Raw genomic sequence first — 15,260 nt, 5'->3', positions numbered from 1 at the left:
GATTTTTATTTTTCTTACTGAACTTCGAGGATAGAATTAATATCAGTGATTATTTTACCTGCCAGGTCCTGCGCTTCGCTTTCAGATGCCGACTCAGAATAGATCCTGATAATAGGCTCTGTGTTTGATCTTCTCAAATGAACCCACTGCTTATCGAACTCTATTTTTAAACCATCTATAGTGCTGTAAGGTTTGTCCTTGTATTTCTCCTCTACTTTAAGCAATAAAGCATCGATATCCATTCCAGGTGTCAGGGTGATTTTATTCTTAGAAATATAATATTCCGGATAAGAACTTCTTAGAGATGAAATCGTCCCGCCTTTCTTTGCCAGGTGAGTTAAGAACAAAGCTATTCCTACCAGTGCATCGCGACCATAGTGTGATTCCGGATAAATGATACCACCGTTACCCTCACCACCGATAACTGCATTTGTTTCCTTCATCTTGTTGACAACATTAACTTCGCCAACAGCTGCAGCGTTATAAGTGTTACCGTAACCCTCTGTCACATCTCTCAATGCCCGGGTAGAGGAAAGGTTAGAAACTGTATTGCCAGGAGTATGCTTTAAAATATAATCTGCTACAGCAACCAAAGTGTACTCTTCGCCGAACATAGAACCGTTTTCGCAAACAAAGCACAAGCGGTCAACGTCCGGATCAACGGCAATTCCGAGATCGGCCTTCTTAGAAATCACCTCATCCGCAAGCGCCACCAAGTTTTCTGGCAAGGGCTCTGGGTTATGTGGAAAGTGACCGTCGGGATTGCAATATATTTCGTGAATCGTATTAACGCCAAGTGCTTTCAATAGCGCAGGCACGAATATTCCACCCGTAGAGTTAACACAGTCAATAGCAACGCTAAAATTAGCATTTCGTATTGCTTCAACATCCACCAAAGGCAATTGTAATATTTTCTCTATATGTTTTTCAAGATAACTGTCGTCGATAGTAACTGATCCCAGATCGTCTACATCTGCATAGTCAGTCTCGGGGTTTTCAGCAAGCTCCAAAACCGCCTTCCCATCTTCATCAGTAATAAATTCTCCATTGTGATTCAGCAGTTTCAATGCATTCCACTGTTTGGGATTATGACTGGCAGTGATGATGATTCCACCACCTGCCTGTTCATCTGGGACTGCTATCTCAACCGTAGGAGTAGTTGAAAGTCCCAGATCTACCACATCTATCCCAATGCTTTGAAGCGTTCCAACAACCAGGTTTCTTACCATCTCACCAGAAATGCGGGCATCACGGCCAATAACTATTTTCTTCTTACCAGTTTTCTGGATCACCCAGGTTCCGAAAGCAGTTGTATATTTAATGATATCCTGGGGGGTTAAGCCGTTACCCGCGGTTCCGCCGATAGTGCCCCGTATGCCTGAAATAGATTTGATTAAAGTCACGTGTTCGCTGATTATTTGCGCCAAAATTAACAATTAAACTTAACCTGCAACAAATAGATAATCAGGAGAAGGGAAAACGCTAATTGTTCTATATTTGACGAGCGATTTTTTCTCTTATCTATGCCTAAAAAGTGGTTTCAAAACTGGTTTAATTCCCCCTACTATCACATCTTGTATCATCAGCGGGATGACGAGGAGGCTGAATTCTTTATTGATAACCTTTGTTCGTTTTTAAAACCTGATCTCAATTCCCGTCTGCTGGATATCGCATGCGGTCGCGGTAGGCACGCGGTGTATCTCAACAAAAAAGGCTATGATGTAACGGGAATTGATCTTTCATACGCCAGTATCAAGTACGCCAAACAGTTTGAAAATGAAAAGTTGCACTTCTACGTGCACGACATGAGATACCTGTTTTACATAAATTACTATGACATCGCTTTTAACCTTTTCACCAGCTTTGGATATTTTGAAACAGAGAAAGATCACGTTAATTCATTGAAAACGTTCCGCAAATCCCTGAAAAAGGACGGCCTTCTTGTACTGGATTACTTTAATAGCGAGAAAATAATAAAGCATCTAAATCATCAGGAAACTAAATATATAGACGGCATCGATTTTAACATTAACAAAAAAGTGATAGATGGTAATATCGTGAAGAGCATCAGGTTTGAGCATAAAAGCAAAGATTATGCGTTTAAAGAAGAAGTAAAGGCCTTTAGTTTAAACGATTTTCACAGGATGTTTTCCAGCAGCGGTTTTAAGGTGGTGAATTGTTTCGGTAATTATGCTCTTGAAGAATTTGATGAACTAAAATCAGACAGACTAATTTTTATTTGCAAAAAAGCCGATGCCTGATCTGATACAGCTAGACCAAAACTTGTTTTCTGCAATTAACCAAGGTTTGTCGAATCCATTTTTCGACTGGCTTATGCCCTATCTGCGTAACCGCTATTTCTGGTCGCCAGTCTACATGTTCCTAACAATATTTTTCGTACGAAATTACGGTCAACGGGGATGGATGCTGCTGCTTTTTTTCGGACTTACGTTCGGTGTTACCGACTACCTGAGTTCCTCGGTAATAAAGCCCGCTATTCAACGTCTGCGGCCTTGCAATGATCCGGAGATTAAGCCAACCATGAATCTACTGATTGTATGCGGCAGCGGATATAGCTTTCCTTCTACCCATGCATCCAATCATTTTGCACTGGCATTCTTTTTAGTGAGCATGTTTTACAGACGCTGGAAACCCATCGCCGCGATTGTTATTAGCTGGGCTTTCGTGGTTTCGTTCGCGCAGGTTTATGTGGGTGTTCATTATCCCCTTGATATCACCTTTGGCGCACTTATCGGTGCAATGACCGGTTTTATGATGGCGGCTATTTTAAAAACAACAAAAGGCTTTAGAACATGGAATTCTGGAAACTAGCCTTGTTATTTGGTGGCGCTTTTTTCGGCGGCCTTGGCATCTTTCTTTTTAAAAGCGACAATACTCAGCGTCTTAAATTAATCTTATCGTTCAGCGGCGCATACCTGTTTGCTATAACAGTTCTCCACCTAATGCCCGAAGTTTACCATACAGCCGACCCGATGATCGGATTGTTTGTGTTGGGTGGTTTTATCCTGCAGATCCTTATGGAGCAGTTCTCTGAAGGGATTGAGCATGGGCATATACACAAGCATAAGCACAGTCACGGGCATACAATATTCCCCTTTGGTATAATGGTTAGTCTCTGTCTGCATGCACTATTAGAAGGCATGCCTCTGGCAGCAGGCGAAAATAAGGAGTTAGTTTTTGGAATCGCGTTGCATCATATTCCCGCAGCTTTCGCGTTGGGAAGCGTGCTCCTGCAAAGCGGAATAAACAAGCGGGCAACCATAGTGTCGCTTGTCCTGTTTGCTGTAATGTCGCCTCTTGGTTACTTTCTCAGCTTTCAAATCAGCCAGGGATCCTTAGGTGAGATTGAGTCATACTTCGGAAGGATTATGGGTGTTGTTATTGGGATATTTCTCCATATTTCAACCACTATATTATTCGAAACCAGCGTTGATCATAAGTATAACCTGAAGAAAATGATTGCCGTATTGGCAGGGACCGCCATCGCCCTGTTAGGTTTTCTATTGCACTAATAGCTTCACTGCCAACTTCAACTCAGAAACGTCCAACCTTCTAACCTTCAACCATCTAACCTTCAACCTTCTAACCTCCCGCTACCCTCTCATCTTATCCAACAACATGTTCAGCTGATCAGCTTCTTCATCGGACAGATTGCTTTTAAGTGTCTCGTGAATATTCATTTCCCGATCCAGTGTTTTTAGAATTTCGAGACCTTTCTCATTGATCATAATATCTACGGCTCGCCGATCTTTCTCGTTAGTGCAGCGGCTCACTAATCCTTTCTGAACGAGTCTCTCAACTATCCGGGAGGCATCAGACATTTTATCAAGCATCCGCTCTTTAAGCAGGTTTATAGTAGCAGGCTGTGGGTATTGACCACGCAGAATTCGTAGAATGTTGAACTGTTGCATGGTAATGTGATATTTGTCAAATCTCTTCCTTAAAAGATTAGTAACCCAACCGTAGGTATACAAAATATTCACTACCGTTTTATGGTGCTTATTTTCAAACTTATTACTGGCAATTTCCTTTTCGAGTTCCATAAGAGTTAACCGTTGCAATTGTACCGAACCATAACTATCTTTCTAATGGCCAGACAATGGTTTACGATCCCGGGTCATGTTTTCGCGGCCATAATTCCACGGACAGTGTCTGCATTTGTTTTTACAGCAACTGCCTCGTTTTAGATGATATTTTTCTGTAAAAACGAGGTTTCCTGCGCTATCTAAGTAATAATCTTCCCCTTCTTTTAACACTTGTTTAATATTTTAATCGGAATGCGGTCTTCAAAGTGTTTTTTAAGATGCTTGCCATCCCCATGAATTGTCCAGATCTCCGTTGGTTCAACCATCCCGATCATTTGAAGAATATCGTTCCAATCCACATGATCAGAAATCAGCAATTCAAAATCATTGTGGCGCTGTAACTTCTTCCATCCGGAGGCAAAAGCACGCATTACATTTTTCGCTCTAAAATAACTGTCAAACGTCATAGGAGGCACTATATAAACATAACCCATTCCCGGCTGTTTCATTAATTTGCGATTATATGGCTCATAAATGCCGGGCTTGAATCCAAACTCTTCGTAAATCTTGTTTATTGGCAGAATACCAAAGTGAATTAACACCTTTCGATCCGGGCAGTTCTCGCTGATCAGGCTGATCAGCCGCTGTGCCTTACCTAATGAGTAGGCACCCAGCAAGACATTGTGCATGGATGAGTTCAGTTTTTCAATTTCAGTCACCGGGTCGGGATGCTGCACCAGAGGGTCAGCAAATGTCGTTTCAGTAATCAAAACATCTGCTTCTATAAATTCGATCGGCTCACATGTTCGGTCAGCTTGCAGCTTGTAATCGCCTGTATATAGATATCTGATGTCTTCGTACTCCATAAGCACCTGCGCAGATCCAAGAATATGCCCTGCAGGCACAAAGGTGATTTTCACTTTTCCCAAGTTGAAAGACACATGATAAGGGACTAAATGAAACTCCTTCCCCGCATTCTTTTTATAGCGCAGTTCCATAATCCTGGATGTTGCGCCAGTACAATAAACCGTATTATTTCCACGTACCGCGTGATCGCCATGCGCATGAGAGATAACCGCCCTTGCAACCGGCTGCTGAGGGTCAAGGTAAAAGTCGCCGGCAGCACAATACAAGCCAATCTCATTTAATATTAAAAAATCAGTATGTATCACGCTGAAATAGGGTTTATTGAAAGGAAATATTCGTGCAACTTTAATACCTGCGGAATCAGCATAGTATTCTCATCGTTAACAATGGTAAAATCAGCCAGCTTTTCTTTCTCTTCATCAGAAAGCTGCCTGAGCATTCTCAGCCTTACTTCCTCTTCTGTTATACCGTCACGCTGCATCACCCTTCTGATCTTTACCTCCTCAGGTGCTTTCACCAAAATTGAATGAGTACACATCTTATAAGAACCACTTTCAAACAACAATGCCGCTTCCTTCATTACATACGGCGCATCACGATGGCTAATTACCCATTTGTCGAAGGCCCGGAAAACTGCCGGATGAACGAGCGCGTTTAAAGCTTCCAGCGCTTTCTTATCGTAAAAAACGATGTCCGCAATAAACTTTCGATTAAGTACGCCAGCATCAGAGAATGATTCAACACCGAAAGTGCTGATAATTCCCTTCTTAAGTTCATCGTCAGTATGCATTACTTCTTTGGCGACCGGATCCGCATAAAAAACCGGTATTCCCAGTAATTCGAAAATCCTGCATACGGTAGTTTTTCCACTTCCTATTCCTCCGGTAATTCCAATTTTGAGCAAAATAAAATTCTTTAAAGGGTGTTATTAATTGCTGAGACGAACTGCTGCGTAAACCGCGAAATCCTATAGTGCTTACGACCCTCGAAATGCCATATCACTTCAAAATAAGAAAATCAAGCGCCTGCGGTTCAATTCGTATAATCTTGCAATAAGCGGGGAAGCGGCTAACTTTAACAGGTAGCTGAGGATAACCTTTTTCAGCCCAGTTCAACATGTTGATTGTAGCTTCAAAAGAATCTCTCTCTATCTTAGGATAGTTCCCCAAGGCAGCCATGAAAGTGATCTTTACCTTGTCGGGAAGCAATTTTACATTTCGATAGGTTTTGTTGTTAAGGATCTTTACCGGCACATCCATACTCATTTCAGTAAATTCGTCGACAGGTATCTTTACTTCTATTATCGACGGATAGATACTGATGTTGGCCTTTGAGGGTCTCTTTAAAGGAACAGTAGCCGATATAGTACCATTAACCCCCTGCAATTGCAATTTCTCCGTATCCCACTCATCAATTTGTATTAGGTCATCAAAAGGACCGCTAACAGTTACATATTTCGGAGTCAACTGAATATCATCCGAGATATCGTACTGGGCATTGAAAGCAATCTTTTTATCAACCCTGACAGGGACTTTTTTCACTGTCCTGGTAGAAAAATCAAAATATAACGTGTCTGGCTGCACAGATATCACCTTCTGATCGGATTCAAACTGTCGGTTCACCTTACTCAGCTGCTCGGTAAAGGTTACATAATTTCGCTTACTCAGATCTTTCAGATCAACGGTTACTGAATTGGGATTTATTCTAAGTTTTGAGAAAACTAATTGCCATCCGGTACCCTCCACCTGCAGCTTCACAGTATCCGACTGCAGAGGATGAAAAGCTTTATTCTGCGGAAAATTTGAATACTTAACCAGTGTACTTGCCTCATACACATAGCGGTTGGATAATGCAAAGAACAGCCATGCTCCAACTGCAAAAACAAGGCAGAAAAAGAATAAAGAGAGTCTGCGGCGTTCCAGCTTGCTTAGTCTGATCAATGGCATATAAAAACCCGGGTTATTCTCAAAAGTAGGGAAATAAAAAATGCCCCTCCTATTGGAGCGGCATCTTATAGGTGTAAATGAATTATGCCTTCGCGTTTAACGCCTTAGACGATTCAAGAGAAATAGCTGATTTTTCAAAACGGATTTTCGTTCCGCCTTCAACTTCAATAAGGAAGGTGGTTTCGTTAAGGTCCACGATTTTGCCGTGAATGCCTGATGTTGTGATCACCCGGTCTCCTTTTTTAATTTCTTCAACGTACTTTTTATGATCTTTTGCCTTCTTCATTTGAGGACGGATCATAAAAAAATAAAATACTACTATAATTAAAAGCATGGGTAAAAACCCACTAATTTGTTCCATTGACATGTTTAATGATTAATTTAACTGTGATGTATAAATTGATTACTTAGTTTTTGCTAATTTAATATCACCTATCAGATGCAGTTCAGTTGTAGACGGAACCGTGTTTGCAGTTATAGTAATTACTTTATTCTGCATTCCACCTTTCCCCTTGCTATCAAACTTTACGCTGATCTTTCCTTCGCCATTAGGTGCAATAGGCTCTTTCGGATAATCTGGTACTGTGCAACCGCAGGTAGCAGTAGCGCCGGTAATAATCAATGGTTCGGTACCTGCATTTATAAAACTGAAGTCATAAGAAACCTGGTCACCTTCTGTGATCTGCCCAAAGTCGTAAGATTCTTTTTCAAACTTAAACGCAGCGGCGTTTGAAGCAGTTGTCGGACTTACATTAGCATTGATAGCTCCATTGTTTGATACCGTCTCCGTTTTAGGCTGCTCATTATTACAAGCTGCGAGAGCAATTATGGCAACAATTGATAAAAATACTCGTTTCATTGGTTTTTAATTTATTGATTAATAATCTGACTTTCTTATTTCTTTATTCAAGTAATCCACGGCCGGTCTTCCTGATCTTTCCTGAAGACTGTAGATCAGCATAGATCTTATCTAAAATACCATTAATAAACGAATTACTTTTTGGTGTACTGAATTCTTTCGAAATCTCAATGTATTCGTTGATCGTTACCTTAACCGGTATGGAAGAAAAATGAATCAGCTCTACAATCGCCATGCGCATTAAAAGTGTGTCCATCAATGCAATACGCTCAGCCTCCCAGTTTTTAGTTTTCATCGCGATCAACTCCTGGTATTCTTTTTCAAATGCAATGCTCTTATTGAAAAGATCAATGATAAACAACCTGTCCTCTGTCCAGTTCGGACAAACTTCAGCCAGTTTGTTTTCCTTGGGATTATCACTTGCAAAGTTTTTAAATGTCTTTGACACCAATGCTTGCAAAACCTCCTTGTCGACCGGCCAGTTGATAAACTTTTCTTCGAAAATCTGTTCAACACCTGGTGACTTCAGGATCAGCTTTTTAAAGATATACTTGATAATATCTTTATCCGACTTGATCGTGTGATCTTCAGTTTCTAAAAAGGTGCGGTATTCTTCAGAAGTCTTAAGTGATATAAAAATTGATCTGCTTACTTCCGGATCGAACTCCCAGGAAATCTTATATCTCTTCGCGGCAGCAATGTACTCGCCGTTTTGCTTCAATGATTCGATAAACAAATTCTGGTTAAGCTTCACGCTGGCATTCAAATCATCCTCTGAGGGAAGATGTTTATTCGCACGGTCTTCAGCGTCAATTACACTGTATTCTGCAACTTCAATCAATAAAGAGAGAAGCCAGATATACATTTCGTAAACCTTATCAACGCTTTGTAACAAAGCATTTTCATGTGGTTTTACCGCCTTGGTTTCTGATAGGTGATAAGCATATAATGCCTGCAACGATTTTACCCTCAGGTGCCTTCTGTTTAACATGTATAAGAACGATTATTGTATGATTACCTGAAAAATATCAAGCTGTTTGTATGTGTATTATATTAATTGTATGCGTACTGAAAAATGAATTAATAAGTTGCTTTTATTCCCCTGATATCAGCAATTCGTTTTTCAGCAATTTTATTGGCGGCTTCATGAGTTGGAATATTCTCCAACTTTGATTTTTTAAGAACATTCCGCGTTGCCTCATAGATATTCTCAGCAAGCTGCATTGTGCGTTTTTTACTGAATCCTGCAATTTCAGAATAGCAGTTAATTAAACCGCCTGCATTTATAAGGTAGTCCGGAGCGTACACTATGCCCTTTGTAAGCAACAGTCTGCCATGAATGCTTTCATCGGCCAGCTGGTTGTTAGCTGCTCCTGCGATGATCGCACATCGTAACTTTTCAATCGTTTCTGAGTTGATCGTGGCACCTAATGCGCAGGGTGCGTAAATATCTACATCCAGGCCATAGATACTATTGTTAGCTACAGCTTCTGCACCATATTTTTTAGCTACGCTCGAAACACGTTCCTCATTGATATCACTGATATAAACTTTAGCATTCTCCTCCCTTAACAAATGCACCAGGTTCTCACCAACATTTCCGATGCCCTGTACTGCAACGGTTCTTCCGGCAAGGCTGTCAGTCCCGAAGACTTCCTTCACGCAAGCCTTTATTCCCATATAAACACCTTTGGCAGTCACCGGAGAAGGATCTCCGCTTCCGCCCAATGATTCCGGTACGCCCGTAACATGTTCTGTTTCCATGCGGATGTATTCCATGTCCTTCGGACTTGTACCTACATCCTCGGCTGTAATAAAAGCACCATTCAGATTTTTAATGAAACGGCCGTAACGGCGCATCATCGCTTCAGATTTATCAACGTTGCTATTCCCGATGATCACCGCCTTTCCACCACCCAGGTTTAAACCGGTGATGGAAGCTTTATAGGTCATCCCGCGCGATAGACGCAATACGTCTCTCAATGCTTCGGCCTCAGTTTTGTAAGCCCACATCCGTGTTCCTCCAAGTGCCGGACCAAGGGTGGTGTCGTGTACTGCGATAATAGCTTTCAGACCAGTTTCGGTGTCACTGCAAAAAACAACTTTCTGATGACCAAAGTCGCTTAATTGTTTAAAGATGGAATTTTCTTCGGATATAACTATTGACATACAGGTGGGTTTCGGCACAAAAGTAGTAAAATTTATAGTTCTTATGCTGAAACTGAAAATTCGCGTTGAAATAGGAAACAATAAGATATTTGCTTGACTGACTACCTGAAAAACCACACAGCGCTATGATTTATTCTGATTACTTTTGCTCACGGCTATGAAAGAGCTTGCCTATCTTAATAAATTCTTCTATAAATACCGCTGGCGATTAGTGCCGGGTGTTCTATTCGTAATTATATCGAACTTATTTGCTGTACTGCCAGCACGGGTTATCCGTGTAGCTTTCGATCTTGTGAGCGAGAATATCAGCATCTTCAGACTTTTTAATGGTTTTGAGAGACAAGCGCTGGTATATGAGATCTTCAACTACGGCCTTTTATTATTTGGATCTATCGTCTTGTTGTTAGCCCTCTTCAGGGGTTTGTTTTTATTCTTTATGCGTCAAACGATAATTCTGATGTCAAGGCATATTGAATATGATCTGAAGAACGAGATCTATCAGCATTATCAAAAACTGTCGATGTCGTTTTATCGCCGTAACAATACCGGCGACCTGATGAACAGGGTAACGGAAGACGTAAGCCGTGTCAGGATGTATTTAGGGCCGGCCATTATGTATACCATAAATACAGCGGTTCTATTTATTCTCATTATCTGGGCAATGGTCAGTGTAAATCTAAAACTGGCCATTTATTGTTTACTGCCCTTACCCCTGCTGGTTTTAACTATCTACCTGGTTAACACGATGATCAATAAGCGGAGCGAGAAGATCCAGCAGCAGCTGTCTACCCTGTCAAGCTTTGTACAGGAAACCTTTTCGGGGATCCGGGTAATCAAGGCTTATGTGAGAGAGGATGATATTCGGAAAAAATTCACTGCAGAAAGCGAAAATTATAAAGCTAATTCTATGGCCCTTGTCCAGGTGCAGGCGCTTTTCTACCCCATCATGCTGTTGCTTATAGGTATCAGCACAATCATCACAGTTTATATCGGTGGCCTCGAGGTGATGCAAGGAACCATTACCGCCGGAAACATTGCGGAGTTCATCATCTATGTGAACCAGCTTACATTTCCGGTCACTGCATTAGGCTGGGTAACATCGCTCATTCAGAGAGCTGCAGCGTCTCAAAAACGAATCAATGAGTTTCTGCATACCGAACCGGAAATTGTAACTTCATCAGGCACCTCCTCTGAAATAAAGGGGAAAATAGAATTCCGGAATGTGAGCTTTACCTATCCTGATACCGGCATAAAGGCAATAAGGAAAATTTCGTTCGATATTAACCCTGGAGAATTTGTCGCTGTGATCGGTCGCACCGGATCCGGCAAATCAACTATTGCCAACCTCCTCATGCGGATGTATGATATTGACAGCGGCGAAATCCTTATTGACGGCACCCCGGTTAACCGGTTAGATTTAAACGACCTGCGCAGGCAGATCGGATTTGTCCCACAGGACGTATTTCTTTTCTCTGATACAATTTATAACAACATTGCTTTCGGCCTCGACAGTACAAGTCCGGGCCAGGTTGAGCAGGCGGCAAAAGATGCTGCAGTTTATCAGAATATCGCAGGCTTCGAAAAAGGATTCCAAACCTTTATTGGAGAACGCGGCATCACCCTTTCAGGCGGGCAAAAACAACGGGTGTCTATAGCCCGGGCCATCGTTAAAGAACCTAAGATCTTGATATTCGACGATTGCCTCTCAGCTGTCGATACCAAAACCGAAGAAGAGATCTTAAACAACCTTAGCAGGGTTATGGAAGGCAAAACCAGTATCCTGATTGCCCACCGCATATCAACTATAAAGAATGCCGATAAGATCATTGTATTAGATGGCGGCGAGATCGTTGAACAGGGAACGCACCACAGCTTAATGGACAACCGCGGCAGCTATTTCGAGCTCTACGAAAAACAGTTACTGGAAGAACAGGAAAGCTAAATAGGTTTTCCCTGCAGGGTATTTCATCTTACACGTGCCTAGGAGCAAAAAACAAATCTTTGTCTGGCGTGAAACCTTTTATTTCTCGCGGAATTACACTGATAAAATACTTAGATCAAGCAGAATCTATCCAATTGACCGGCCCCATTGGGCAAAATGTCGGTAGAACGGTCATATTGGTAAATTCGGTGTGCCGGAGGTAGGCAACAATGAGATTGCTGTGACGTACCTGAGCAAGAAATCACTAGTTCCGTTCACAGCGCACCGATTTAACCATCTGTGTAAATCTGAGCAATCTGTGGTGGATTCTTCCTTAAGTTTAGCGTCCATGTTTATCATCTACCCGATCTTACAATTTCCGGTCCTGCCTCCGCAAATTCGTAGCGTGAAAGAGAGATTTCTCCTCCAAGGGTCGTCGAAATGACGGGTTTGAACCAGGCGTGAAATGATGCAGTAAAAGAGCGACGATAAATCACTCATCCCTGTTTTTATCAATTATCAAGGATCTTAGTACTTGTAAGATAAAAACCCTTTCTGAATTCATTTATTTCAGAAAAAATTTTCAATTTGTAACTTTACATTTAAAAAGTATATTTACCCGAACCAAAAAACATTAAACAATGGGCGATTTTGATAACAAAGAAAGAGAAGAGGTTTTTTCAAGGAAGGTAAGGGCTGGAAAACGCACATACTTTTTCGATGTTAAAGCAACACGATCTAACGATTATTATGTTACTGTTACAGAAAGTAAAAAACGTTTAGAGGACGGAGTTTTTATCAAACACAAGATCTTCCTGTATAAAGAAGATTTTGAAAAGTTCGCTGAAGGTTTAAAAGAAACCATTGATTATATTAAAGCTAACCAGGAAGTTGTTGAAAAGAGATATGAATTTACTGAATATCAGACCGAACCTGCTAAAACTAACGACGACTTTTCATTCGATATTTAAACCAACCAATCACCTTAACCAGGAACCATTCTCTTAAACGGGAATGGTTTTTTTTATAGGTATAGCCGTCAGGTATCAGCCCTCAGGTATCAGCTGTCAGCCTATAGCTATCGGCTACTATTAGATTTCTGCCGTCAGGAGTCAGCTGTCAGCCTATAGCTATCAGCTACCAGTTTTCCGCTATTAACTCTCTGATACTAAATGTCCATGTCTGAACTCTGATAGCTGATAGCTGACTTCTCATGGCTAATTCTAACTGCTGTAAGCTGAAAGCTGATTGCTGATAGCTTACCCCTACTCTATCTCACTGGGATTAAATGGAAGTTCACGAAGAGCATTAAACTGTATAGCTCTATATGCGTTTGCTCCGCGGAACTTTGTTTTGCCGAACAGTGGATCACTAATTCCTTTAAGTGTATAAAGAGGTGTAAGGTCGGGCCTTGCAATTAGTTTGGTGCTTGTACCTGATTCGCTTATCAGATTTAAATCCAGGTTGGAGTCTGCAAGGTTAATTAAGTCAGTGTCTTCCGTTCCGTTGAATTCAAACTCAAGGGTATTACTCCCACCAGAATTGCAGATAATAGTCGCCGATTCTGCACGAACCACCTCGGTCACGATTGCCCAACCCAGGTTCCAAACACTTTTTTTATATAGTTCCAGAATCTGATTCTCTATTTCATTCAAATTTTTAATGAATAGCCTTTTCGGGTTCAATAGCTGGAAGAGCACCCCATCTGGCTTCAGGAACTCTATTCTGCATCGCTGTTTGCCTGGTGAAGGTGGAAAGTTAGAACCTGAAACATTCAAATCAGATCCGCTGGTAATTCTAACAGTATCTCTAGAACTATAATCAGACTGTAAAGTCGACACTGATTCCTCTATTTGAACCGGTAAACCCTGTAGTTCCAATGTAGTATACAACGTAAAGATCCCATCTTCAATCTTTCCAACATCACCGACATCCATCGGCTTGCCAGGAAGCCAGTTCGCCCTGTAATTAGTCTTTTTACTAATTTCCTGAACGTAATATTTCTGAGGACTTACCATCGTGATCATTTTAAACATCTTTAATAATCGATTACCCAAAAGCGGAATTTATACGAATTGTCAGAAATTAGATCTTGCAAACAAAGAGTATTAGCCACACTCAAGCTAATTGCACTTATTGTATTTATTTATTAGACGTTAGTACAGGAGGGTATTATTTCGGCTACAAATTTTACCGGCATAAAACGACAGCAGGATTGAAGAAAAATATGCTAGACGCGACAATAAGAAACTTGATTCAATAATAAATGTAAAAAAAATCAATTTAAAATAAAAGAACTTCCGAACAGAAATAATTAGATGAATATGAAAAACAAATAGGGTCGGACTTTAAAGGTCCGACCTTACACATCTATCTATGAAACCACATTCCCTGGGGAGAGGAATATATTATTATTACGATAGGAAGCATCATTTGGTTCCCTGGCCCATAAAATGCAATGAATAATTCCTTCCAGCCCAGATCCTACAATCAGCTTAAAACCGTCCTTATATTTTATATCTTTGCCGCAAAAAACAGCAAATGAATTCCCTTCCGACGGAACAAAACTTTTTAGGCATCGAAGACGAAGCACTTTACAATTACACTGACAGCAAAGTTGTTATTCAACCGGTTCCATACGAGTATACTTCATCCTACCTGATGGGCTCTGCAAAAGGTCCGGAAGCAATTATCCAAGCGTCGCAGTTTGTTGAATTCTATGACGAGGAACTGGATAAAGAAACCATAAACGAGATCGGCATCGCCACTCTTCCAGCCCTTGACTTCACCGGCAAAGTCGACGCGGATGCAATCGCCTTAATCGAGGATGCTACCGACAAGCTAATTCAGGACGGCAAATTTGTTGTTTCATTAGGTGCAGAACACACCGTTACGTACGGATTCGTTAAGGCACATGCGAAAAAATATCCCAACCTGACGGTATTGCAGATCGATGCGCACTCCGATCTCCGGTACAGCTATCACGATAATATTTATTCGCACGCTTCGGTTATGCACCGCGTACATGACATGGGCATTAATCTTTGCCAGGCAGGTATCAGGGCGCAATGCATTGAAGAAGCCAATCTCATAAAACAATCTTCAAATATCCACACGGCCTATGCCCACCAGATCAGAAACAATCCAAACTGGATTCAGGAGCTGCTGGCAAACATGACCGGTAACGTGTATATCACAATCGATGCCGACGGATTCGATCCATCGATCATGCCCGCAGTAGGTACAGCCGAACCAAATGGCCTGTTCTGGAACGAAACACTGGATCTTCTACGCACTGTGTGCAAAGAACGAAACGTTGTAGGGTTTGATATTGTTGAATGCGCACCCATGGAAGGCAGCATTTTATCCGAATATACCCTGGCTAAACTAGCTTACCGGATCCTTGGCTACGTCTTCCCAACGAAATCCCTCTAAATACTAGATACTAAATA

17 protein-coding genes are annotated in these 15,260 nt (G+C 41.3%); 6 read left to right on the top strand and 11 right to left on the bottom strand.

Annotated features, from left to right (window positions below):
• Positions 1-14: 14 nt before the first annotated feature.
• Entirely contained in the window at positions 15-1,403 is a 1,389-nt protein-coding gene (gene glmM / locus AC1MCB_RS02450; protein ID WP_479968776.1) for a phosphoglucosamine mutase, read from the bottom strand.
• 120 nt (positions 1,404-1,523) lie between these two features.
• Between glmM and AC1MCB_RS02445 the strand changes: the two genes are divergently transcribed.
• The 3 genes from AC1MCB_RS02445 to AC1MCB_RS02435 are packed head-to-tail and all read left to right on the top strand — an operon-like array spanning position 1,524 to position 3,533.
• Positions 1,524-2,261, top strand: a complete 738-nt coding sequence (locus tag AC1MCB_RS02445; RefSeq protein ID WP_479967161.1) for a class I SAM-dependent methyltransferase — start codon at positions 1,524-1,526, stop codon at positions 2,259-2,261.
• Entirely contained in the window at positions 2,254-2,832 is a 579-nt protein-coding gene (locus tag AC1MCB_RS02440; protein ID WP_479967160.1) for a phosphatase PAP2 family protein, read from the top strand. The genes AC1MCB_RS02445 and AC1MCB_RS02440 overlap by 8 nt, the downstream gene beginning before the upstream one ends.
• A complete protein-coding gene (locus AC1MCB_RS02435) occupies positions 2,814-3,533 on the top strand; it encodes a ZIP family metal transporter (protein ID WP_479967159.1) in 720 nt (239 codons plus the stop codon). Before AC1MCB_RS02440 ends, AC1MCB_RS02435 begins: the two co-directional genes overlap by 19 nt.
• 81 nt (positions 3,534-3,614) lie before the next feature.
• Here the strand turns inward: AC1MCB_RS02435 and AC1MCB_RS02430 are convergent, their stop codons facing one another.
• From AC1MCB_RS02430 to AC1MCB_RS02390, 9 genes are all read right to left on the bottom strand, one after another.
• Entirely contained in the window at positions 3,615-4,064 is a 450-nt protein-coding gene (locus AC1MCB_RS02430; protein ID WP_479967158.1) for a MarR family winged helix-turn-helix transcriptional regulator, read from the bottom strand.
• A 42-nt stretch (positions 4,065-4,106) separates the two neighbouring features.
• Entirely contained in the window at positions 4,107-4,277 is a 171-nt protein-coding gene (locus AC1MCB_RS02425; protein ID WP_479967157.1) for a C1orf53 family protein, read from the bottom strand.
• A complete protein-coding gene (locus tag AC1MCB_RS02420) occupies positions 4,271-5,218 on the bottom strand; it encodes an exonuclease (protein ID WP_479967156.1) in 948 nt (315 codons plus the stop codon). Before AC1MCB_RS02420 ends, AC1MCB_RS02425 begins: the two co-directional genes overlap by 7 nt.
• Entirely contained in the window at positions 5,215-5,817 is a 603-nt protein-coding gene (gene coaE / locus AC1MCB_RS02415; RefSeq protein WP_479967155.1) for a dephospho-CoA kinase, read from the bottom strand. The genes AC1MCB_RS02420 and coaE overlap by 4 nt, the downstream gene beginning before the upstream one ends.
• Before the next feature lie 94 nt (positions 5,818-5,911).
• Positions 5,912-6,859, bottom strand: coding sequence for a CdaR family protein (locus tag AC1MCB_RS02410; protein ID WP_479967154.1), 948 nt, complete (start codon positions 6,857-6,859; stop codon positions 5,912-5,914).
• Positions 6,860-6,941: 82 nt separating this feature from the next.
• Entirely contained in the window at positions 6,942-7,220 is a 279-nt protein-coding gene (yajC, locus tag AC1MCB_RS02405) for a preprotein translocase subunit YajC (protein WP_479967153.1), read from the bottom strand.
• A gap of 42 nt (positions 7,221-7,262) precedes the next feature.
• Positions 7,263-7,718, bottom strand: coding sequence for a DUF1573 domain-containing protein (locus AC1MCB_RS02400; RefSeq protein ID WP_479967152.1), 456 nt, complete (start codon positions 7,716-7,718; stop codon positions 7,263-7,265).
• A 43-nt stretch (positions 7,719-7,761) separates the two neighbouring features.
• Positions 7,762-8,709 (bottom strand): transcription antitermination factor NusB, encoded by a 948-nt coding sequence (gene nusB / locus AC1MCB_RS02395; RefSeq protein WP_479967151.1) that lies wholly within the window; start codon positions 8,707-8,709, stop codon positions 7,762-7,764.
• Between the two features lie 89 nt (positions 8,710-8,798).
• The gene (locus AC1MCB_RS02390) at positions 8,799-9,887 is read right to left on the bottom strand and encodes a Glu/Leu/Phe/Val family dehydrogenase (RefSeq protein WP_479967150.1); all 1,089 of its coding nucleotides are present in this window, start codon (positions 9,885-9,887) and stop codon (positions 8,799-8,801) included.
• Between the two features lie 157 nt (positions 9,888-10,044).
• On the opposite strand from AC1MCB_RS02390, the gene AC1MCB_RS02385 reads away from it, so the two are divergent.
• Together AC1MCB_RS02385 and AC1MCB_RS02380 are read left to right on the top strand one after the other, a co-directional pair.
• A complete protein-coding gene (locus AC1MCB_RS02385; protein WP_479967149.1) occupies positions 10,045-11,829 on the top strand; it encodes an ABC transporter ATP-binding protein in 1,785 nt (594 codons plus the stop codon).
• A gap of 620 nt (positions 11,830-12,449) precedes the next feature.
• A complete protein-coding gene (locus tag AC1MCB_RS02380) occupies positions 12,450-12,779 on the top strand; it encodes a DUF3276 family protein (RefSeq protein ID WP_479967148.1) in 330 nt (109 codons plus the stop codon).
• 294 nt (positions 12,780-13,073) lie between these two features.
• Here the strand turns inward: AC1MCB_RS02380 and AC1MCB_RS02375 are convergent, their stop codons facing one another.
• Positions 13,074-13,835 (bottom strand): hypothetical protein, encoded by a 762-nt coding sequence (locus AC1MCB_RS02375; RefSeq protein ID WP_479967147.1) that lies wholly within the window; start codon positions 13,833-13,835, stop codon positions 13,074-13,076.
• 514 nt (positions 13,836-14,349) lie between these two features.
• Between AC1MCB_RS02375 and speB the strand changes: the two genes are divergently transcribed.
• Positions 14,350-15,243 carry an agmatinase gene (gene speB / locus AC1MCB_RS02370; protein WP_479967146.1) on the top strand — a complete coding sequence of 298 codons (894 nt, stop codon included), beginning with the start codon at positions 14,350-14,352 and terminating at the stop codon, positions 15,241-15,243.
• Positions 15,244-15,260 lie beyond the last annotated feature (17 nt).

This window comes from Daejeonella sp. AP26 (genome assembly GCF_056680515.1).
This window is presented reverse-complemented; position numbering and strand designations above follow the sequence as displayed.

Bases quoted from the DNA above. Each gene is read 5' to 3' on its own strand.
- AC1MCB_RS02445 (WP_479967161.1), top strand. From the start codon at position 1,524: ATGCCTAAAAAGTGGTTTCAAAACTGGTTTAATTCCCCCTACTATCAC.
- AC1MCB_RS02440 (WP_479967160.1), top strand. From the start codon at position 2,254: ATGCCTGATCTGATACAGCTAGACCAAAACTTGTTTTCTGCAATTAAC.
- AC1MCB_RS02435 (WP_479967159.1), top strand. From the start codon at position 2,814: ATGGAATTCTGGAAACTAGCCTTGTTATTTGGTGGCGCTTTTTTCGGC.
- AC1MCB_RS02430 (WP_479967158.1), bottom strand. From the start codon at position 4,064: ATGGAACTCGAAAAGGAAATTGCCAGTAATAAGTTTGAAAATAAGCAC.
- AC1MCB_RS02410 (WP_479967154.1), bottom strand. From the start codon at position 6,859: ATGCCATTGATCAGACTAAGCAAGCTGGAACGCCGCAGACTCTCTTTA.
- yajC (WP_479967153.1), bottom strand. From the start codon at position 7,220: ATGGAACAAATTAGTGGGTTTTTACCCATGCTTTTAATTATAGTAGTA.
- AC1MCB_RS02400 (WP_479967152.1), bottom strand. From the start codon at position 7,718: ATGAAACGAGTATTTTTATCAATTGTTGCCATAATTGCTCTCGCAGCT.
- nusB (WP_479967151.1), bottom strand. From the start codon at position 8,709: ATGTTAAACAGAAGGCACCTGAGGGTAAAATCGTTGCAGGCATTATAT.
- AC1MCB_RS02390 (WP_479967150.1), bottom strand. From the start codon at position 9,887: ATGTCAATAGTTATATCCGAAGAAAATTCCATCTTTAAACAATTAAGC.
- AC1MCB_RS02385 (WP_479967149.1), top strand. From the start codon at position 10,045: ATGAAAGAGCTTGCCTATCTTAATAAATTCTTCTATAAATACCGCTGG.
- AC1MCB_RS02380 (WP_479967148.1), top strand. From the start codon at position 12,450: ATGGGCGATTTTGATAACAAAGAAAGAGAAGAGGTTTTTTCAAGGAAG.
- AC1MCB_RS02375 (WP_479967147.1), bottom strand. From the start codon at position 13,835: ATGATCACGATGGTAAGTCCTCAGAAATATTACGTTCAGGAAATTAGT.
- speB (WP_479967146.1), top strand. From the start codon at position 14,350: ATGAATTCCCTTCCGACGGAACAAAACTTTTTAGGCATCGAAGACGAA.